Here is an 18168-nt window from a genome sequence, read left to right on the forward strand (position 1 = left end):
TCGGATGGAGATCCTGAAGAGCCGGGTGCTGATCCGCCCGCGGGACGCCGCCGTGTCCACGGCGTTCTACCGCGACACCCTCGGGCTGGCCGTGGAGCGGGAGTTCCCGGGCGGCACCGTCTTCTTCCTCGGCCACGGCTCCCTCGAGGTCTCCGGCCGGGGCGAGACGGGCGCCTCGCCCGACCTGGTGCTCTGGCTGCAGGTCCGGGACCTGGCCGGCACCCTCGCGGACCTGAAGGCCCGGGGCCTGGAACCGGTGCGGGACGCCCAGCGCGAGCCCTGGGGTCTCGACGAGGCCTGGATCGCCGACCCGGACGGCACGCGGATCGTGCTGGTCGAGGTGCCGGAAGGCCACCCGATCCGCACGGACACCCGCTAGGCGGGCTTGCTCGCGCGCAACTGCGCCGCGAGCGCGGCGAAGCCCGGCGGCTCCCAGGTCCACGTCTGCAGGTCCGTGAAGCCCGCCGCGGCCGCTTCGTCGGCCAGGACGTGCCTGCTCACGGGCAGCCACTTCTCGTGCGCGGACAGCAGCAGCCGCCCGCCGGGGCGCAGCACCCGGAACAGCTCGGCGAACGCGGCCGCGCGGTCGTCCCAGAGCATGACGTTGTTCACGCTCAGCACGACGTCGGCGGACGCGTCCGGCTCGCCGGTGTGCGCGGCCGACCCTTCGCGCAGCTCGGCGCGGTCCCCGCAGCGCTCGTGGCAGAGCCCGAGCATCTCGGGGGAGGGGTCGACGCCGATGGTGCGCCCGGCCAGCCGCGCGGCGGCGGCCAGGCCGACGCCGGGGCCGGGCCCGACGACCAGGACGGTCTCGTGCGGCTCGATCTTCGCCAGGTCGACGATGCGGTGTTCGGTGGCGGCGTTGCCCCTCGCCATCACCCAGCCGCCGAGGCGGCCGAGCGTGCCGGACGGGTGACCGAAGGCCCGGTCGAGGACGCGGTCGAAGCCGCCTGGATCCGGCTGGGGAGGCGGGGCCGGCTGGTGCGAAGTGCTCATACTTCGAGGGCACCACTTCTCGGATCGGCCCGCATCGGGGATGACCCCCACCCGCACCCGGAGGGTCATGGGAACATGGAGGTGGCCATCCCCGACTTTCCGAGGACTCATTCGAGTGACGACGTTCGCCGACACCACCTTCACGCCTCCGGAGCTCATCCGGAACTTCTGCATCATCGCGCACATCGACCACGGCAAGTCGACCCTGGCCGACCGCATGCTGCAGCTCACCGGCGTCGTCGAAGAGCGCGCCATGCGGGCCCAGTACCTCGACCGGATGGACATCGAGCGCGAGCGCGGGATCACCATCAAGGCGCAGAACGTCCGGCTGCCCTGGAAGGTCGACGGGCAGGACCACGTCCTGCACATGATCGACACCCCCGGCCACGTCGACTTCACCTACGAGGTCTCCCGGGCCCTGGAGGCGTGCGAAGGCGCCGTCCTGCTGGTCGACGCCGCGCAGGGGATCGAGGCCCAGACGCTGGCCAACCTGTACCTCGCCCTGGAGAACAACCTCCAGATCATCCCGGTGCTCAACAAGATCGACCTGCCCTCGGCCGACCCCGACAAGTACGCGGGTGAGCTGGCCCACATCATCGGCTGCGAGCCGGACGACGTGCTGCGGGTCTCGGCCAAGACCGGCATGGGCGTCGGCGCGCTGCTCGACGAGGTCGTCAAGCAGGTCCCGGCGCCGCAGGGCGACGCCGACGCGCCCGCCCGGGCGATGATCTTCGACTCGGTGTACGACACCTACCGCGGCGTCGTCACCTACATCCGCGTCGTCGACGGCAAGATCACCCCGCGCGAGCGCATCAAGATGATGTCCACCGGCGCCACCCACGAGCTGCTGGAAGTCGGCATCATCTCGCCCGAGCCGAAGGCGAGCAAGGGCCTCGGCGTCGGCGAGGTCGGCTACCTGATCACCGGCGTGAAGGACGTCCGCCAATCGAAGGTCGGCGACACCGTGACATCGGAGCGCCGCGGCGCGAAGGAGCCGCTGGCCGGCTACCGCGAGCCGAAGCCGATGGTCTATTCGGGACTGTACCCGGTGGACGGCTCCGACTACCCCGAGCTGCGCGAGGCCCTGGACAAGCTCCAGCTGAACGACGCGGCGCTCGCCTACGAGCCGGAGACGTCGGTGGCGCTGGGCTTCGGCTTCCGCTGCGGGTTCCTGGGCCTGCTGCACCTGGAGATCACCCGCGACCGGCTCGAGCGCGAGTTCGGCCTCGACCTGATTTCGACGGCGCCGAACGTCATCTACCGCGTGGTGCTGGAGGACCGCAGCGAGGTGGTCGTGACCAACCCGTCGGACTGGCCGACCGGGCTGAAGATCGCCGAGGTGCACGAACCGGTGTCGAAGGTGAGCATCCTCGCGCCGTCGGAGTTCGTCGGCACGATCATGGAGCTGTGCCAGACGAAGCGCGGCACGCTGCTGGGCATGGACTACCTGTCCGAGGACCGCGTCGAGCTGCGCTACAACATCCCGCTCGCGGAAATCATCTTCGACTTCTTTGACACGCTGAAGTCGCGTACGCGCGGCTACGCGTCTCTCGATTACGAAGAAGCCGGCGAGCAGATTTCGGATCTGGTCAAGGTGGATATCCTGCTGCAGGGGGAAACCGTCGACGCGTTCTCGGCGATCGTGCACAAGGACGCGGCCTACGGCTACGGCAACCGGATGGCGACGCGGCTGCGCGAGCTGATCCCGCGCCAGCAGTTCGAGGTCCCGATCCAGGCGGCGGTCGGCTCGCGGATCATCGCCCGCGAAACGATCCGCGCGATCCGCAAGGACGTCCTCGCGAAGTGCTACGGCGGTGACATCTCGCGGAAGCGGAAGCTGCTGGAGAAGCAGAAGGAAGGCAAGAAGCGGATGAAGACCGTCGGCCGGGTCGAGGTCCCGCAGGAAGCCTTCGTCGCCGCACTGTCCACTGAGGACGGCGGGAAGAAGAAGTAACTGTTCCGTTGATGTGACACCGGCGCCCATATTCACGCTTCCGCGTGGATATGGGCGCCGAACTCGTGTTCGATGTGGTTTCTGTCGGTGCTCTCTGGTTTTCTCTGGTGCGAAGAGCGAAAGGAGAGCACCATGACGGTCGTGGCTGACATCGAGCATCCCGCCGGTTCGGGCCCCCTGACGGTGCAGGACCTCGAGCGGATGCCCGACGATGGACGGCGTTGCGAACTCATCGACGGGGTGCTCATCGTGAGCCCCGCGCCCGGTGGAAGACACCAGAAGATCGCTTACCGGCTTCATGGCGTACTGGAAGCTGCGTGCCGGCCTGACTTCGAGGTCGTCGGCGCGCCGTTCGCGGTGCACTCGGGTGACAAGGTCGAGCTCCAGCCGGACGTCCTGGTCGGCTTGGACGAGGACTTCACGGACAAGGATCTCCCGGCGCCGCCGGTGCTGGCAGTCGAGGTGCTGTCGCCGAGCACGGCGATCCACGACCTCAACACGAAGAAAGCGGTCCACGAACGGCTGGGGACTGGCAGCTACTGGGTGATCGATGAGGAGCCCGCACTGACCGTGTTCGAGCTGGACGCGGGAGGCCACTACCCGCAGGTGGCCAAGGCGGCGGGCGATGAGGTGGCCGAGCTCGAGCGGCCGTTCCCGGTGCGAAACGTGCCCCGGGAGCTGCTGGGCCGGGTCGGCTGACGCGCGTCAGTACTCCCGGAGGCGGGGGGTGCGGAGCTGGGCGTGCAGCTGCCGGTGCCGGAGTTCCTTGCGGAGCCGCTCGACCACCGCGTCGAACAGGGCCGGGTCGAGGATCGCCGTCTGCTCGAACTGCCTTCGCTCGGGAGGTGCCGGAGCGAGCCGGCCGCGGGGTGCGTACCGCTGGACCGAGCTCTCGACGCCACCTCCGGTGACCAGGTCGAGCCAGAGGGCGTCGCGCAGGTGGCCGTCGCCGAACCGGGCCGATCGCCGGGTGGAGATGTCGGCGATCTGGGCCCACGGGACCAGCCGGGTGCTGAGCGTGCCGGCGGGGAGGCGGATGCCTTCGTCGCTGACCGTGAGGTCGCGCAGGCCGTCGAAGCCGCGCTTGAGCTCGCGGGCGCGAGAGGCCCGGTAGGCCAGCACCGCGATGAGCACGGTCGCCGCGTAGGCGCCGCCGATCAGCCACGGCGACAGCCCGCGCAGCAGCCCGAGCGCGAGGGCCGCGCCGAAGCCGGCGTCGGCGAGGAGGAGCACGCCGAGCAGGATCTTGACCGGCGTGCTGACGCGAAGGGGGGACTCGGACAACGGGACGACTCCTGGGGGCCGGGCGGGTCAGGGGTTGCCGATTATCCGGTCCGCCCGCACGAAGACCGCGACCCGCCGCTCTTCGGCCATCACGCGGTCGTACTCGGCCCAGTCGTCGTGGGTGCCGGTGGCGGCGACAAAGACGTCCCGCAGCAGCTGCGGCAGGCCGGCGGGGTCGAAGGCGGGGTCGGGATCGTCGGGCCCGACGAGGTGGGTGGCACCGGTGACGGAGACCCAGTTCCAGCCCCGGCGGAAGGTCACGGTGGCGTGCCCGGCCCGGCGCAGCAGCGCGAGCTTGTGCGCCCGCCCCACGGCGACGTAAGCGATGCCGGGGGCGCCGGTCACCGGATCGCCGAAGACACCGGCATTGACGACGGAGGCGTGCACGGTGCCGTCGGCGCGGGTCGTGGCGACGGTGGCGAGGCCGTTCTCCTGCAGGGACAGCGTGCGAACCTGCTCCAGATCAACACTCATGCCCCAACCTAACCCGCCGGACGGCCCGCACGGCGAGAATTCACCGCGCGAAGTGTGCCGCTGACCGTCCGCACAGAGCGGCGACGTCGCCGCGCGGGGCGCCCGGCCCGTCGACTTCCAGCCACCTCGCCTTGGCCGGAGTGCCCGGACCCGGGCGCGAGTTCGGCCCGCAGCGCCCGCGCCCCGGCCCAGGTGGCCCGCGCTTCGGATTCGGTGAGCCCGTCGAACCCGGGGACGTGCCGCCGGTCAAGGCCGATCCGCCCGGGCCGCCCGGCCGCCGGGCGGCCAGACGTGGCCGGCGGTGTCGTCCGCCACCCGGGCGTGCTCGAGGACGACGTCCCGCTCGAAGGTCGCCGCGGCGAAGGAGACGGTGCCGCTGAACACGGCGCCGTCCGGGTGGGGTACGCCGTCGATCGAGCGCGCGCCGCCGAACAACGCCTCGCCGGAAAACACGGCTTCGTCGAACATCGCGTTGCTGCGGAAGGTCGTCCCGCGGAACAGCGCCCGGCCGTGGAACCGGGCCCGGACGAAGTTCGCGGACCTGTCGAACGTGCTGCCGCCGAAGATGGCGTACCCGGTGAATTCGACGTCCTCGAAGCGGGTCCAGCCGGCGAACCGCGCTCTGCCGAACCGGACGTTGCCGACCCGGCACCCCCGGAAGTCGAAGTCGCACAGGACGGCACCCGTCAGGGTGAGGGTGATGCCGGGCCAGAACTCCAGCCGCGTCTCCCCGGGTGCGTCGCCGGGGTAGAGGTGGTCGGAGAGGATGCGCTGGGCCGTTTTGCGGACCTCGAGTTCCCGTTCGCTCGCGTGACTGCCGGGGCCGGACGGCGGCGGGTCCTGGCTGGGCTCGCCCGCTCGCGGCGACGACCAGTGCGGCAGCTCCGGTCCGGTGGGCAGCGCATACGGCAGCCGCAGGTAGGCGCACAGGAGGTTGACGATCGTCTGCCGCTGGTCCGGTGTGTTCTGGGCCAGCCGCTCCAAGGCGTAGAGGCCGGCCAAGCGGATCGGCGTCTTCTCGGATCCCAGCTGGTCCGCCGCCTTGGTGTAGAGCTCGGTGATGCGCCGTTCCGCCGCGTCGGTCCGGGCGTCCTCGGCCAGCTGCCGCTGGTGCGCCGCGGTGTCCGAGGCCACCTGCTCGACGTGCCGCTGGGCGTCTTCCCGCTGGGCGAGCTCCTGCTCCTTCCGGCGTAGTTCGAGCTCGCCCAGGCGCTGCCGGCGCGCGGCCAGCACCAGCGCGACGGCTCCGCCCGCGCCGAGGACCACGTTCCCGGTGGCGCGGAAGACGTCCAGCTGCGCCTGATCCGCCGGCGTGCCCGCCCCGAACAGCGCCAGCAGCAGCGAAAGCGTGCCGATCGCGACCACGACGACGAGCAGCCCGGCGAGCACGATGGCCCGGGTGGTGAGCACCTTGCCGAGGCGCTCGGGGTGCTCCGGGGGAAGACCGGGCGGTGGGCTCACCCGTCGACTGTGCCACGCGCGAGGCCGGCCCGGAACCGGGTGCGTGCCGGGCCCGCCGCGCCGCGGGCCCGGCACCTCCCGCTCAGCAGGTGCCGTTGTCGGTCCAGACTCCCCATTGGCCCGTCGTTCCCGGCTCCTCACCCTGCGTCCACCACTTCGCCGTCCACTTGTGGCCGTTGTGGGACACGACGTTCCCGCCCGTGTACACCTGCGAAGCGCTCCACGCCGGGTCCGCGCACGTGCCCGGGTTGGTCGTCCCGCCGGTGTCCCACGCCACCTGGGACGAGCGGTAGAAGTTCACGCCCTGGGCCACCCACCGCGGTGCCTGTGCGCCCAGGCGCGTGCGGAACGCCGTCCAGTCGTGCGCCGACCACGGTGACCAGCCCAGCTCCGCGTGCGCCGCCAGCCGCGGGAACGCCAGGTAGTCGATGTCCGCCGGGGTCACCACCGTTTCGCTCCACAATGGCGACTCCACCCCGCGGACCGCCGATTCGCCGACGCCCGACAGGTACGAACCCGGGTTCCAGTTGTAGGCGTCCTGGACCTCGACGTAGCCCGCCCACGACAGGCCGATCGGGGTCGAGCTGGTGTACTTCATGTCCAGGTACGCCTTGTTCGCCGGCGACAGGATCACCTTGCTGCCGCGGGAAACCGCCGCCGAGACACCCGAGTCCGACGTCGTCGTGCCCCAGAACTGCGGGGTGGCCGACGCCGGCAGGGTCGCCTTGGCGATGTCGTGCCAGCCCACCGCCGACTTGCCCGTCGCCGCGACCAGGGGCAGCACCTTGTCGATGAACGTCAGGTAGTCCGCCGCCGAAGTGGACGACGCCTCGTCGCCGCCGATGTGCAGGTACGGGCCCGGGGTCAGGGCCGCCAGCTCGCGCAGGACGTCCGCGACGAACGTGTACGTGATGTCCTTCGAGATGCACAGCGAGCTGTAGCCGACCGCGGTGTCGGTCCGCAACGAAGGCGCCACCCCATTGCAGTTCAGCTCCGCGTACGACGCCAGGGCCGCGTTTACGTGCCCCGGCATCTCGACCTCCGGGATGATCGTGATGTGGCGCGACGCCGCGTAGTTCACGATGTCCGTGTACTGCGCCTTCGTGTAGTAGCCGCCCGCGCCGCCGCCGACCTGGGTGCTGCCGCCGTAGGTCGTCAGCCGCGGCCAGCTGTCGATCTGGATGCGCCAGCCCTGGTCGTCCGCCAGGTGCAGGTGCAGGTTGTTGATCTTGTACTGGGCGAGCTGGTCGAGGTACCGCTTGACCGTCGAAACCGGGTGGAAGTGCCGGGCGACGTCGAGCATCGCGCCGCGGTAGCCGAACCGCGGGTAGTCGACGATCGTCGCGCCGGGGATGCTCCATGGCCCTGGTTGCGCCGAAGTGCTCTCGACGCTCCCGGGCAGCAGCTGCCGCAGCGTTTGGACGCCCGCGAAGAGCCCGTCGCCGGTGGTCGCCCGTACGGTGACCGAGGACGCCGTCGACACGAGCTGGTAGCCCTGCGCGCCGACGGACGCCGGTGCCCCGCTGAGCAGCAGCGCGATGCTGTCCGACGGCACGGTCGCGGGCGCGTCGGACACCGGCAGCGCGAAGCCGGTCGACGGCCGCAGCACCCCGGCCAGGTAGTCGCCGACCTGCTTGGCCGGCGCCGAACCGGCTTCGGTGACGATCTTCGTGGTCGAGACCAGCGGGAACGTGACGCCGGCGGCCGGGGTCACCGAGACCGGCACCGGCACGATCGACTGCAGGGCGGGCGTGGCCGCCGACGCCGGCGTGAGCTGGATACTGGCGCCGATCAGGGCCAGTACGGCGAGCGCGCGGCCGAGGCGCCGCGTCCTGGACGTCTTCACCGGGGGACCTCCTGGCGGGAAGGGCGCGACCTCGCCGTCGCACCTGCCCGGATCGTCGCACTTCCGGCGCCGATGGTCTAGACCAGTTTGGGTGGTTAAGCTCGCGCCGTGACGCGGGACTTCGTGCCGGGGTCGCCGTTCGCGCTGCTTTCGAGCGCCGAGACGGCCGCCTGGTACGCCTACATGAAGGTGCACCTCCGGCTGGAGTACGAGCTGAACCGGCAGCTGCGGGCCGACAGCGGGATCTCGCTCGCCGACTACCACGTGCTGGTCGCGCTGACGAGCGAGCCCGGCGGACGGATGCGGGTCACCGACCTCGCGGTCCGCATCGGCTGGGAGCGCAGCCGGCTGTCGCACCACCTGAAGCGGATGCGCGACCGCGGGCTGGTCGAGACCGGAACCGCCGCCGGCGACCGCCGCGTGACCGAGGTCGTGCTGTCGGAGGCGGGCTGGGAGACGTTGCGGCAGGCCGCGCCGGACCACGTCGGCTTCGTGCGCGAAGCGTTCCTGGACGCCCTCGGGTCCGACGGGCAGGCGCAGCTGACGACGCTGCTGGAACGCGTCTACGACACGCTCGTCGAGCGCGGCAGCCTGCCCCGGCCGGAAGGCCACCCCTGACAGTTACGTGACATGTCACGTAATATGGCTCCGGACCCGAGGAGGACGCGCATGGCGACGGTGGCCGAGCTGATGGAAGCCAATCTGCTCAAGGTGTTCAACGAGCGCGACGACGAGCGGCGCGCGAAGGCCATCGCGGCGACCTACGCCGCCGACGTCACGTTCTCCGATCCGGAAGGCGTCGCGACCGGCCACGAAGAGCTGTCCGCCAAGGCGCGGCAGCTGCTGGCGCAGGCGCCGGACTTCGTCTTCGCGCCCGCGGGCCCGGTGCTGGTCAACCACGACCTGGGGCACCTCGCCTGGCAGTTCGGCCCGGAGGGGGCGCCGCCGGTCGTGCGGGGGATCGACATCGCCCTCGTGGAAGCCGGTGTGATCAAGAAGCTGTACACGATGCTGCTGCCCGGCTGAGGACTACGCTCGGCGGCATGTTCGACGAGCTGACGTTCCCGGTCATCGCCGCGCCGATGGCGGGCGGGCCCACCACGCCCGAACTGGTCGCCGCGGTGACCGAAGCCGGCGGCTTCGGCTTCCTCTCGGCCGGCATGCTCACCCCCGCGGCGCTGGCGGCGCAGATCGACCGGACGCGGGAGCTGACCGGCGGCGGGTTCGGCGTCAACCTGTTCGTCCCGCAGCCGGACACCGGCGCTGACGTCTCCGCGCACCGGGAGCGGCTGGCGGCCTTCGCCCGCGAGTACGATGTCGAGCTCGGCGAACCGAAGTGGGACGACGACAACTACCCGGCGAAGCTGGACGTCGTGCTCGAGAAGCGGGTGCCGGTGGTGTCGTTCACCTTCGGGCCGCCGTCGCCGTCGGAAGTGCTGCGGCTCAAGGAAAGCGGCGCGAAGGTGGTCATCACCGTGACCACCCCGGAGGCCGCGCACCGGGCTGCGGACCTCGGCGCCGACGCGCTGGTGCTGCAGGGCTTCGAAGCGGGCGGGCACCGGAGCCTGTTCACCGACGACCCGCACCGGCCCGGCGGCGGCGCGGAATACGGCGTCCTCGCGCTCCTGAGGCTCGCCGCCGCCCGCGTCGACCTGCCGCTGATCGCCGCCGGCGGGCTGGTGCACGGGGCCGACGTCGCCGCCGTGCTCGCGGCCGGAGCCGTCGCCGCCCAGCTGGGCACCGTCTTCCTGCGCGCGGACGAAGCCGGGACGTCCGAGGCGCACCGCAAGGCCCTCGCCCTCGCCGAACGCGAGACGGCGTTCACCCGCGCCTTCAGCGGCCGCCCGGCGCGCGGACTGGTCAACAGGTTCATGGACGCGCTGTCCGAAGGCGCTCCGGCGGCGTACCCGCAGCTCAACCACCTGGCCGGCCCGGTGCGCAAGGCGTCGGCGAAGGCGGGCGACCCGGAAGCGATCTCGCTGTGGGCGGGCCAGACCTACCCGCTGGCCTACGACGCCTCGGCCGCGGTGATCCTCGAACGGCTGAAGGTCGAGGCGCGCGAAGCCGCCGCGCGCCTCGACCGGATCCGCTAGGCGTCCGAGCCGCGGTTCAGCACCGAGTGCCGGCGGCTGTACAGGAAGTAGATGACCAAACCGATCACGAACCAGACCGCGAACCGCAGCCAGGTCGCCGGCTGCAGGAACGTGATCAGCCAGATCGAGAACACCACCCCGATCGCGGGCACCACCGGCATGCCCGGCGTCTTGAACGTCCGCGGCAGGTCCGGCTGCTTGTAGCGCAGCACGATCACCGCGACGCAGACGACGACGAACGCGAGCAGGATGCCGATGTTCGTCAGCTCGGCGGCCTCGCCGATCGGCAGCACGCCGGCGATGACCGCGGCCGCGCCGCCGAGGATCCAGGTCATCCGGCTCGGCACCTGGCGCTTCGGGTTCGTCTTGCCGAACCACGGCGGGAGCAGGCCGTCGCGGCTCATCGAGTAGCCGACGCGGGTGGCGCCCATCAGGAACGTGAACAGCACGGTCAGGATGCCGACGATCGCGCCGATCGCGATCACCGTGGCCAGCCCGTCGAGGCCGACCGACTTGAACGCCGTCGAGAAGCCGCTCTTCGGGTCGATCTCGGTGTACTTCTGCATGCCGGTCAGCACCAGGCAGGCCAGCACGTACAGCACCATCGAAATGGCCAGCGAGTACAGGATCGCCTTGGGCATGTGCCGCTGCGCGTCCTTGGACTCCTCGGCCGCCGTGGACATCGCGTCGTAGCCGAAGACGGCGAAGAACACCGTCGCCGCGCCGGTCACCGCGCCGCCGAAGCCCGCGGGGGCGAACGGCGTGTAGTTGCCGGTCTTGACGTAGAAGAAGCCGACCAGGATGACCACCAGCACGATCAGGACCTTGATCCCGACCATCGCCGTCTCGAACCGGGCGGCGCTGCGGATGCCGCGGTTGAGCAGGTACGCGATCAGCAGGCACAGCAGCGCGGCGAACAGGTCGACCTTGTGGCCCGGCCCGGTGCCGGGCGCGCCGAGCATCCACGCGGGCAGGTCGAGGCCGAGCTGGCCGAGCAGGAAGCTGAAGTAGCCGGAGATGCCGATCGCCACCACCGCGACGATCGCGGTGTACTCCAGCAGCAGGTCCCAGCCGATGAACCAGCCGACGACCTCGCCGAGCACCGCGTAGCCGTAGGTGTAGGCCGAGCCGGCCTTCGGGATCAGGCCGGCGAACTCCGCGTAGGAGAACGCCGCCGCGGCGCTCGCGACGCCGGCGATGAGGAACGAGATCAGCACGGCCGGGCCGACGCCCGGGATGCCCGCGGCGTCATCGCCGTGCGCGACGCTGCCGGCGAGGGCGAAGATCCCGGCGCCGATGATGCCGCCGATGCCGATGGCGGTCAGCTGCCACAGCCCCAGGGTGCGTTGCAGGCCGCCGTTTTCGCTCGTGTCCTGGATCTGGTCGATCGGCTTGCGCCGGAAGATGCCGGAGCCGGCACCCACTGGAGCGGACATCATCGTCTCCCGAACGGTCGGTGGAGAGCCCGGATCACGGACCCTCGCGGGAACCTACCGCCATCCGCGCGTGAAGACAGCGTGAGCCGCTCAGCCCGCCGCGGTGTCTTCGCTCACGGCTTCCGCCGCCGTCGCCACGGCCCGCTTGGCCTGCGTGGTCCGGACCGCGCTCGCGGCGAAGTAGCCGAGCAGCTCGGCGATCTCGACCGGGTCGTCCAGCTGCGGGCAGTGCCCCCAGTCCTCGCGGACCAGCAGCCTGCTGTGCGGGACCAGGGTGTGCAGCTGCCGCCCGGACGCGGCGGTGACCAGCTTGTCCTTGCCGCACGCGACGACCAGCAGGGGCACCTTCACCGAGTCGAGGCGATAGGCGTCGGCGAGTTCCGCGACGAGCTGCCGGGCCTGCTCCAAGCGGCTCTTGGTCGCGCGGTAGTCCGGGAACAGCGCGGTGAAGCGCTGCACCTGGGTCGCGTCCGCCGCACCCGAGTCGGCGTACAGCAGCCGCGGGACGAGCTGCTCGGCGACCTTGCGCACCAGGAACCCCGGCACCGGGACGGGCAGGGACGAGTACAGCCGCAGGGGCAGCGGGTAGCGCGCGACCGTGCGGATCAGCCACGAGTCGACGAACCCGGGCGCGGCGATCGAGACGACACCCGAGATCGGCAGCCGGCCGTTCTGGGCCGCGCGTAGGCTCATCGTGCCACCGAGAGAGTTCCCGGCCAGCACGACCGAGCCGAGCACGGCCTGCTCGCGGACGACGGCGGTGGTGAACGCGTCGAGCTGCGGCAGCATCGGGCCCGGCCGCAGCGGCTGGGCGTCGCCGAACCCGGGCAGGTCGACCGCGACCGCCGGGATCCCGGCCGCCGCGAGCTGCTCCAGGGCGGGGCGCCAGGTGTCGGCGCTGTCGCAGTAGCCGTGCAGCAGGACCAGGCGCGGTGCGGTGGGCCGGACGTGCGGCGCCGCGGCCCGGCGGCGCAGCGAGCGGCGCGCGGGCGGTTGCTCCGGTTCGGGGTCGCCGACCTCGAGCACCCGCGTGCGGACGCCGGCGTAGCGCCGGAAGGAGACCCGGATCGGGATCTCTTCACTGGGCCGGCCGCCCGGCTCAGCCGGAGCGGGCCGCTTCGTCGCGGTCATGACTACAGATTAGCTGGCCGAGGTGGGGTTTTGGTCGAATTTGGGTGCTAACGACCAGGTCTCGAACTGAAGACGTCAGTTATTCACCAGATGCCGGGACTGGGCGGGTCCGATGATCCGCCCAGCTCACGGCGGTCTAGCGGGCGAAGACGATCTTGCCGGCGGTGTCCCCGTCGAGCATCGCCTGGAATCCCTTGGGCGCCTCGGAAAACGAAAGTTCCGCGCCGATCTGCGGCCGGACGCCGGTGAGGTCGAGGTAGGCGAGCAGGTCCGCGAGCTCGTCGCGGGTACCCATGGTCGAGCCGGCGACGCGCAGCTGGAGGAAGAAGACGCGCTGCAGCTCCGCGTGCGCGTCCGGGCCGCTGGTCGAGCCCGAGACCACGATGATGCCGCCCGGCTTGAGCGATTTGACCGAATGCGACCAGGTCGCCTTGCCGACGGTTTCGAACACGGCGTCGACGCGCTCGGGCAGCCGGGCGCCCGACTCGAACGCCTGGTGGGCACCGAGGCTGGTGGCGAGGGCGCGCTTCTCTTCGCTGCGGCCGGTGACCCAGACCCGGAACCCGGCCGCGCGGCCGAGCTGCACCAGCGCCGTCGAGACGCCGCCGGAGGCGCCCTGCACGAGCATCGTCTGCCCCGGCCGCAGCCCGGACTTCACGAACAGCATCCGGTACGCGGTCAGCCACGCCGTGCCCATCGTGGCGGCTTCGGCGAAGCTGAGGCCGGCCGGCTTCGGGACGACGTTGCGGGCCGGCACGACGACCTGGTCGGCGAAGGTGCCCTGGTGCTTCTCGGTGAGCAGCGTGCGCTTCGGGTCGAGCGTGTCGTCGCCCTGCCAGCCCGGTGCGTTGATCACCGAGTGGAGGACGACCTCGGAGCCGTCGTCGAGGGTGCCGGCGCCGTCGCAGCCGAGGATCATCGGGAACTGGTCCGGCTTGATCCCGACGCCGCGCAGCGTCCAGAGGTCGTGCATGTTGAGGCTGGCCGCCTTGACGTGCACGCGGACCCAGCCGTCGGGCACTTCGGGTTCGGGGCGCTCGCCGACGACGAGCGAGTCCAGCGGGCTGTCGGCGTTGGGTTCCTGCGCGTACACGGCGAACATGCCTCGCAACGTACCGCCCCTGGGGCGCGGTGGCAGCAGGGCGCGCGTAGGCTCACACCGTGTTCAACGGGCTTGCCGACTGGTGGGACGGGGTCGAGCTGTGGCTCGCCCAGGCCTGGTTCCCGGTGCAGTTCGTGCTGGTCATGGTGGTCGTCGTGCCGCTGTGCCTGGCCGCCGCGTGGGTGCTCGACAAGGTCGTCGGGTTGTTCGCCCGCCGGCTGGCTCCGGGGCGTGACGATGACGCCGACGGGTCGGCATAGGCTCGCGCACCATGTTCAACCGAAGGCGGATCACCGCCGCGCTGATCGGGCTCCTCGTGCTGGTGCTGGGGGGCTGGCTGGTCAAGGACAACCTGGGCGGCGGTTCGTCGCCCCCCGCTCCGAGCACCTCGTCGAGCGCGAAGACCGGCACGCCGGCCAAGGGCGGCGCCGCCGTGCCGGGCGCGGACTCCGGGCTGCCGGTGAAGGCGCTTTCCGCGTTGCCGCCGCAGGCGTCGGACACGTGGAAGCTGATCGAGGCGGGCGGCCCGTACCCCTACCCCCGCAACGACGACGTCGTGTTCGAGAACCGCGAGAAGCGCTTGCCCGGCAAGAAATCCGGCTATTACCACGAGTATACGGTGAAGACGCCGGGCAGCCCCGACCGCGGCGCGCGGCGGCTGATCACCGGCCAGGCGCACGAGCTGTACTACACCGGCGACCACTACGCGTCGTTCGTCGTCGTGGACCCGGCCCGATGAGCGCCGACGACACGAAGGCCGCCGCGGAAGAGGCGTTCGCCCGCGGCGCGTACCCGCACCTGGTGAACTCGCGCCCGACCGTGGACAAGGCCGGCACGCTGAGCGCGTTCGCCGATGCACTGTCCTTTCCGGACTACTTCGGGCACAACCTGGACGCGCTCTACGACTGCCTGACCGACCTCTCGTGGCTGCCGCCGGGGGAGCACGTGCTGATCTGGCCGGGTTCGGACGCGTTGCGCAAGGCCGAGCCCAAGACGTACCTGGCCATCCGCAGCGTGCTTTCCGACGCGCAGCGCGCCCTCGGCCCGAACGGCCGCAGCGCCGGTTCGTGGCGGCTCACGGTCGTGCTGCCGGACGCCTGAGCGGCGTCCCCGCGCGTTTGACCGTGCGGATCACCGGCGCGCTTTCCAGCGTCTGCACACCGCGGATCCCGGCGACGCGCTCGGTGAGGTAGCGGTAGAGGTCGCGGCCGTCGCGGCAGTTCACCATGGCCGTGAGGTTCGTGGTGCCGGTGGTGGCGACGGCGAACGACGTCTCCGGGTGGCTCGCCAGCGCCGCGCCCGCCTCGGCGAGGTGCGCGGGGGAGACGGTCAGCCAGAGCCGCGTCTCCGACCGGAAGCCGAGGCGGGCCGGGGAGACGTCGAGGTGGTAGGTCAGCGTGCCGTGCCGCCGCAGGAGGTCCATCCGGCGCCGGACGGCGGAGTCGGACCAGCCGGTGGCCCTGGCCAGCGCGGTGTAGCTCGCCCGGCCGTCGTCGGCGAGCGCGTCGAGGAGCGGCTGGTCACCGGGTTCCGGCGGGATGCCGGGGCCTTCGGGTACCGGTGGGCGCAGCCGCCCGACCTGCCCGGCGGACAGGCAGTGCAGCCCGCGCCACCCGTCCGGGAGCGCGAACGTGTGCAGCAGTTCGTGGGCCGAGACGGCGGCGACGCGGCTCGCCCGCGGCAGCTTGTGGAGCAGCAGGTCGTCCCGCCCGCTCGTGTCGGGCGCGTGGACGGTGCACGAGATTTCGGTGCCGCCGGAGAGCAGGTGCACCCAGGAGACATCGGGCCGGTCGGCCAGCGCGTCCGCGACGGCGGCCCCGGCGTCCGGGGTCGTGCGCAGGCGCAGTGTCCACGTCGTGTAGCCGGCTTCGCCGCCGCTGACCGCGCCGGTGACCCGGAGGACCCCGGCGGCGCGCAGCCGCTGGTAGCGCCGGGCCGCGGTGTTCTCCGAGACGCCGAGCACCTGGCCGAGCGTGCGCAGCGACGCGCGGCCGTCGAGCTGCAGGGCGTGGACCAGGCCGCGGTCGACGTCGTCCAGGGTGACGGTTTCCATGACTGCAGCGTAGGGGACGACGGTATCCGGCGGATTTGTCGACTTTGCTGGTGGTGATCGGCGCATCGACCGCACTCTTCGGGGCAGACGAAGGGAGTTTCGATGCGCAAGTGGTGGCCGTTGTCCGCGGTCTGTGCGGGCTCGTTCCTGTTCCTGCTGGACACCACCGTCGTGACGGTGGCCCTGCCCCGGATCGGCGCCGATCTGACGGCGTCGGTGGGGCAGCTGCAGTGGGTGCCGGACGTCTACACGCTCGTCCTGGCGGTGCTGATGCTGGCGGCGGGGTCGCTCGCCGATCGCGTCGGCCTGCGGCGGGTGTTCCTCGGCGGGCTCGCGGTGTTCGGCCTGGCGTCCCTGGCCTGCGGGCTGGCGCCGGACATCGGGACGCTGATCGCGGCCCGTGGCGTGCAGGCGATCGGCGGCGCGGCGCTGGCGGTGACGGGATTCGCGTTGCTGGCCGCCTCCTACGACGGCCGTGCGCGGGGCACCGCGATCAGCGTCTTCTTCGCGGTGAGCGGGCTCGGCGCGGCGGCGGGCCCGGTGGTCGGCGGGATGCTGACCGAGTACTGCGGCTGGGCGGCGATCTTCTTCGTCAACGTGCCGTTGGCCGTGCTGACCGGGTTGTTCGCGCTGCGGGCGTTGCCGAGGGACACACCCGCGCGCCGAAGCCGGTTCGACGTCGCGGGCGCGGTGTGGTTCGCGCTCTTCGCCGCGGCGCTGGTGCACGGGCTGACCCTGGGCGGCTCGGGCCCGGTGGCGGTGGCGGCGCTGGTGGTTTCGGCGATCGCGTTGGCGGGGTTCGTGATCGTTGAACGCCGTCGCGCGGAACCGTTGCTGGAGCTGGGGTTGTTCCGCGACGGCGGGTTCACGGCGCTGGTCGCGTGCGCGGCGGCGTCGACGCTGACCTTCGCCGCACTGGTGTACGTGTCGTTGTGGCTGGGGCGTTCGCATTCGCCGGTCACCGCCGGGTTGGTCATGGCGCCGCTCGCGGTGGCGTCGTTCCTGACGTCGACGTTCCTCGGCAAAGCCCTGCACCGCTTCCCACCGCGGGTCCTGCTGGGCTCCGGCGTGCTGCTCGGTGCGGCGGGCTGCCTGCTGCAGTGGGCCGTGGGCATCGCGGCCGGCCTGGCGGTGACGGGCATCGGCGTCGGCATCGCGGGCCCCGCAACGGGTGCCGCGATCGCGGCGGCGGCACCGCCCGGGCGAGCGGGCATGGCGGCGGGAATCCTGACGACGACCCGGCAGTTCGGCCAGACGCTGGGCGTCGCGGTGCTGGGAATCGCCTACCAGGCAGGCGGCCTGGCGCCGGTGTACGTCGTGGCCGCGCTGTGCGGCGGGGTGACGGGCCTGCTCGCGCTGCTGCCGCGCAAGCAGGCCGCCGTCCCGGTCTAGTCCTGCGGGATCCAGTTCGGCTTGCGCTTCTGGGCGAAGGCCAGGATGCCCTCCTGGCCTTCCTCGCTGGCGAAGAACTTCGCCGACAACCCGAGCATCTCCTCGAAGCCGTCCGACGGGGTGGCCGGGCGGGGGCGGCTCAGCAGCGCCTTCGTCTCGGCCAGGGCCTTCGGGCCGCCCGCCGCCAGTGCCTTCACGTACCGGGCCACTTCGGCGTCGAGGTCGGCGGTCGCCGAGTTCAGCAGGCCGATCTCGACCGCTCGACGGGCGTCGAACGTGTCGCCCGTCAGGAACAGCTCGTGGGCCGCGCGCGGGTTCAGCCGCGGGAGGACCGTCAGGGAAATGATCGCCGGGACCACGCCGATGCGGACTTCGGAGAAGGCGAACGTCGCTTCCGGGACCGCCACCGCGATGTCGCACGCCGCCACCATGCCGATGCCGCCGGCGCGGGCCGGGCCGGCCAGGCGGGCCACCACCGGCTTCGGGCTGGTCCACAGCTGCTCGAGGATTTTCGGGAACTCGTTCACGCCCTGGTCGCCCGCGCCGGCGCCGCGGGCCTCCTTGAGGTCCATCCCCGCGCAGAACACCGGCCCGGTGTGGGTCAGCACGAGCACGCGCACGGCGTCGTCGGCGGCCGCGGCCGCCAGCGCCGACGAGAGTTCGCCGCGCAGCTGCGCCGAGAGCGCGTTGCGGTTGTGCGGGGAGTCCAGGGTGATCGTGGCGGTGCCGCCCGCCACGTCGTAGTGCACCAGTTCGTCAGCCATGTCCGACACCCTTGCACATGCACCGCACCCGGCCGGTGTCCCGGTGCTCAGCCGATGGTCGTCGTGGTGAAGACCGGGCTCGGGTCGGGAAAGCAGGCCGTCGGCGCGGTGAGGTCACCGATGATGGTGCCCGCCACCGCCTTGACCGTCAGGCCGGGATCGTTGTCGCCGGTGCCGGCTCG

20 protein-coding genes are annotated in these 18168 nt (G+C 71.7%); 10 read left to right on the forward strand and 10 right to left on the reverse strand.

Annotated features, from left to right (window positions below):
- Positions 1 to 4: 4 nt before the first annotated feature.
- Positions 5 to 379: a VOC family protein gene (locus C2L59_RS07680; RefSeq protein WP_103348798.1), complete on the forward strand. Its 375-nt coding sequence runs from the start codon at positions 5 to 7 to the stop codon at positions 377 to 379.
- On the opposite strand, the gene C2L59_RS07685 is transcribed toward C2L59_RS07680, so the two are convergent.
- The gene (locus tag C2L59_RS07685) at positions 376 to 996 is read right to left on the reverse strand and encodes a class I SAM-dependent methyltransferase (RefSeq protein ID WP_103348799.1); all 621 of its coding nucleotides are present in this window, start codon (positions 994 to 996) and stop codon (positions 376 to 378) included. The genes C2L59_RS07680 and C2L59_RS07685 overlap by 4 nt on opposite strands.
- 67 nt (positions 997 to 1063) lie before the next feature.
- Here C2L59_RS07685 and lepA point away from each other — a divergent pair, with 67 nt between their 5' ends.
- Positions 1064 to 2950 carry a translation elongation factor 4 gene (gene lepA / locus C2L59_RS07690; protein ID WP_103348800.1) on the forward strand — a complete coding sequence of 629 codons (1887 nt, stop codon included), beginning with the start codon at positions 1064 to 1066 and terminating at the stop codon, positions 2948 to 2950.
- 132 nt (positions 2951 to 3082) lie between these two features.
- Complete coding sequence (locus C2L59_RS07695) at positions 3083 to 3649, forward strand: Uma2 family endonuclease (protein ID WP_103348801.1); 567 nt, start codon at positions 3083 to 3085, stop codon at positions 3647 to 3649.
- A gap of 6 nt (positions 3650 to 3655) precedes the next feature.
- Here C2L59_RS07695 and C2L59_RS07700 read toward each other — a convergent pair whose 3' ends face one another.
- The 4 genes from C2L59_RS07700 to C2L59_RS07715 all read right to left on the reverse strand — a co-directional run bounded on the left by C2L59_RS07700 (position 3656) and on the right by C2L59_RS07715 (position 8015).
- Positions 3656 to 4234, reverse strand: a complete 579-nt coding sequence (locus tag C2L59_RS07700) for a PH domain-containing protein (protein WP_103348802.1) — start codon at positions 4232 to 4234, stop codon at positions 3656 to 3658.
- A 27-nt stretch (positions 4235 to 4261) separates the two neighbouring features.
- Complete coding sequence (locus C2L59_RS07705; protein ID WP_103348803.1) at positions 4262 to 4708, reverse strand: pyridoxamine 5'-phosphate oxidase family protein; 447 nt, start codon at positions 4706 to 4708, stop codon at positions 4262 to 4264.
- A gap of 246 nt (positions 4709 to 4954) precedes the next feature.
- Positions 4955 to 6169 (reverse strand): pentapeptide repeat-containing protein, encoded by a 1215-nt coding sequence (locus tag C2L59_RS07710; protein WP_103348804.1) that lies wholly within the window; start codon positions 6167 to 6169, stop codon positions 4955 to 4957.
- 82 nt (positions 6170 to 6251) lie between these two features.
- Positions 6252 to 8015, reverse strand: a complete 1764-nt coding sequence (locus tag C2L59_RS07715; RefSeq protein WP_103348805.1) for a family 20 glycosylhydrolase — start codon at positions 8013 to 8015, stop codon at positions 6252 to 6254.
- A gap of 108 nt (positions 8016 to 8123) precedes the next feature.
- Here C2L59_RS07715 and C2L59_RS07720 point away from each other — a divergent pair, with 108 nt between their 5' ends.
- From C2L59_RS07720 to C2L59_RS07730, 3 genes are read left to right on the forward strand one after another with little or no spacing between them, the layout of a single operon-like run.
- Positions 8124 to 8633 carry a MarR family winged helix-turn-helix transcriptional regulator gene (locus C2L59_RS07720; protein ID WP_103348806.1) on the forward strand — a complete coding sequence of 170 codons (510 nt, stop codon included), beginning with the start codon at positions 8124 to 8126 and terminating at the stop codon, positions 8631 to 8633.
- A gap of 51 nt (positions 8634 to 8684) precedes the next feature.
- Positions 8685 to 9041 (forward strand): nuclear transport factor 2 family protein, encoded by a 357-nt coding sequence (locus tag C2L59_RS07725; RefSeq protein WP_103348807.1) that lies wholly within the window; start codon positions 8685 to 8687, stop codon positions 9039 to 9041.
- Between the two features lie 17 nt (positions 9042 to 9058).
- Positions 9059 to 10108: a nitronate monooxygenase family protein gene (locus C2L59_RS07730; RefSeq protein ID WP_103348808.1), complete on the forward strand. Its 1050-nt coding sequence runs from the start codon at positions 9059 to 9061 to the stop codon at positions 10106 to 10108.
- Here the strand turns inward: C2L59_RS07730 and C2L59_RS07735 are convergent.
- The 3 genes from C2L59_RS07735 to C2L59_RS07745 form a co-directional block, all read right to left on the reverse strand.
- Positions 10105 to 11544, reverse strand: a complete 1440-nt coding sequence (locus C2L59_RS07735; RefSeq protein WP_199198961.1) for an amino acid permease — start codon at positions 11542 to 11544, stop codon at positions 10105 to 10107. The genes C2L59_RS07730 and C2L59_RS07735 overlap by 4 nt on opposite strands.
- Positions 11545 to 11634: 90 nt before the next feature.
- On the reverse strand, positions 11635 to 12675 hold the full coding sequence (locus tag C2L59_RS07740; protein WP_103348810.1) for an alpha/beta hydrolase: 1041 nt from the start codon (positions 12673 to 12675) through the stop codon (positions 11635 to 11637).
- 136 nt (positions 12676 to 12811) lie between these two features.
- A complete protein-coding gene (locus C2L59_RS07745; RefSeq protein WP_103348811.1) occupies positions 12812 to 13777 on the reverse strand; it encodes a zinc-binding dehydrogenase in 966 nt (321 codons plus the stop codon).
- Between the two features lie 59 nt (positions 13778 to 13836).
- Between C2L59_RS07745 and C2L59_RS07750 the strand changes: the two genes are divergently transcribed.
- Genes C2L59_RS07750 through C2L59_RS07760 form a run of 3 tightly spaced genes read left to right on the forward strand, consistent with a single transcriptional unit; the run spans position 13837 to position 14878 of the window.
- Complete coding sequence (locus tag C2L59_RS07750; protein WP_103348812.1) at positions 13837 to 14037, forward strand: hypothetical protein; 201 nt, start codon at positions 13837 to 13839, stop codon at positions 14035 to 14037.
- A gap of 11 nt (positions 14038 to 14048) precedes the next feature.
- Positions 14049 to 14516, forward strand: coding sequence for a ribonuclease domain-containing protein (locus C2L59_RS07755; protein ID WP_103348813.1), 468 nt, complete (start codon positions 14049 to 14051; stop codon positions 14514 to 14516).
- The gene (locus C2L59_RS07760) at positions 14513 to 14878 is read left to right on the forward strand and encodes a barstar family protein (protein ID WP_103348814.1); all 366 of its coding nucleotides are present in this window, start codon (positions 14513 to 14515) and stop codon (positions 14876 to 14878) included. Before C2L59_RS07755 ends, C2L59_RS07760 begins: the two co-directional genes overlap by 4 nt.
- On the opposite strand, the gene C2L59_RS07765 is transcribed toward C2L59_RS07760, so the two are convergent.
- Positions 14853 to 15830: an Lrp/AsnC family transcriptional regulator gene (locus C2L59_RS07765; protein ID WP_103348815.1), complete on the reverse strand. Its 978-nt coding sequence runs from the start codon at positions 15828 to 15830 to the stop codon at positions 14853 to 14855. The genes C2L59_RS07760 and C2L59_RS07765 overlap by 26 nt on opposite strands.
- Positions 15831 to 15932: 102 nt before the next feature.
- Here C2L59_RS07765 and C2L59_RS07770 point away from each other — a divergent pair, with 102 nt between their 5' ends.
- Positions 15933 to 17222 (forward strand): MFS transporter, encoded by a 1290-nt coding sequence (locus C2L59_RS07770; protein ID WP_103348816.1) that lies wholly within the window; start codon positions 15933 to 15935, stop codon positions 17220 to 17222.
- Here C2L59_RS07770 and C2L59_RS07775 read toward each other — a convergent pair.
- A complete protein-coding gene (locus tag C2L59_RS07775) occupies positions 17219 to 17986 on the reverse strand; it encodes an enoyl-CoA hydratase family protein (protein ID WP_103348817.1) in 768 nt (255 codons plus the stop codon). The two genes, C2L59_RS07770 and C2L59_RS07775, sit on opposite strands and share 4 nt — an antisense overlap.
- Positions 17987 to 18168: the final 182 nt, after the last annotated feature.

The organism is Amycolatopsis sp. CA-128772, assembly GCF_002904295.1.
Classification (GTDB): Bacteria; Actinomycetota; Actinomycetes; order Mycobacteriales; family Pseudonocardiaceae; genus Amycolatopsis.

Bases quoted from the DNA above. Each gene is read 5' to 3' on its own strand.
- C2L59_RS07730 (WP_103348808.1), top strand. From the start codon at position 9,059: ATGTTCGACGAGCTGACGTTCCCGGTCATCGCCGCGCCGATGGCGGGC.
- C2L59_RS07745 (WP_103348811.1), bottom strand. From the start codon at position 13,777: ATGTTCGCCGTGTACGCGCAGGAACCCAACGCCGACAGCCCGCTGGAC.
- C2L59_RS07765 (WP_103348815.1), bottom strand. From the start codon at position 15,830: ATGGAAACCGTCACCCTGGACGACGTCGACCGCGGCCTGGTCCACGCC.
- C2L59_RS07775 (WP_103348817.1), bottom strand. From the start codon at position 17,986: ATGGCTGACGAACTGGTGCACTACGACGTGGCGGGCGGCACCGCCACG.
- C2L59_RS07770 (WP_103348816.1), top strand. From the start codon at position 15,933: ATGCGCAAGTGGTGGCCGTTGTCCGCGGTCTGTGCGGGCTCGTTCCTG.
- C2L59_RS07685 (WP_103348799.1), bottom strand. From the start codon at position 996: ATGAGCACTTCGCACCAGCCGGCCCCGCCTCCCCAGCCGGATCCAGGC.
- C2L59_RS07735 (WP_199198961.1), bottom strand. From the start codon at position 11,544: ATGTCCGCTCCAGTGGGTGCCGGCTCCGGCATCTTCCGGCGCAAGCCG.
- C2L59_RS07740 (WP_103348810.1), bottom strand. From the start codon at position 12,675: ATGACCGCGACGAAGCGGCCCGCTCCGGCTGAGCCGGGCGGCCGGCCC.
- C2L59_RS07705 (WP_103348803.1), bottom strand. From the start codon at position 4,708: ATGAGTGTTGATCTGGAGCAGGTTCGCACGCTGTCCCTGCAGGAGAAC.
- C2L59_RS07680 (WP_103348798.1), top strand. From the start codon at position 5: ATGGAGATCCTGAAGAGCCGGGTGCTGATCCGCCCGCGGGACGCCGCC.
- C2L59_RS07725 (WP_103348807.1), top strand. From the start codon at position 8,685: ATGGCGACGGTGGCCGAGCTGATGGAAGCCAATCTGCTCAAGGTGTTC.
- C2L59_RS07695 (WP_103348801.1), top strand. From the start codon at position 3,083: ATGACGGTCGTGGCTGACATCGAGCATCCCGCCGGTTCGGGCCCCCTG.
- C2L59_RS07755 (WP_103348813.1), top strand. From the start codon at position 14,049: ATGTTCAACCGAAGGCGGATCACCGCCGCGCTGATCGGGCTCCTCGTG.
- lepA (WP_103348800.1), top strand. From the start codon at position 1,064: ATGGGAACATGGAGGTGGCCATCCCCGACTTTCCGAGGACTCATTCGA.
- C2L59_RS07760 (WP_103348814.1), top strand. From the start codon at position 14,513: ATGAGCGCCGACGACACGAAGGCCGCCGCGGAAGAGGCGTTCGCCCGC.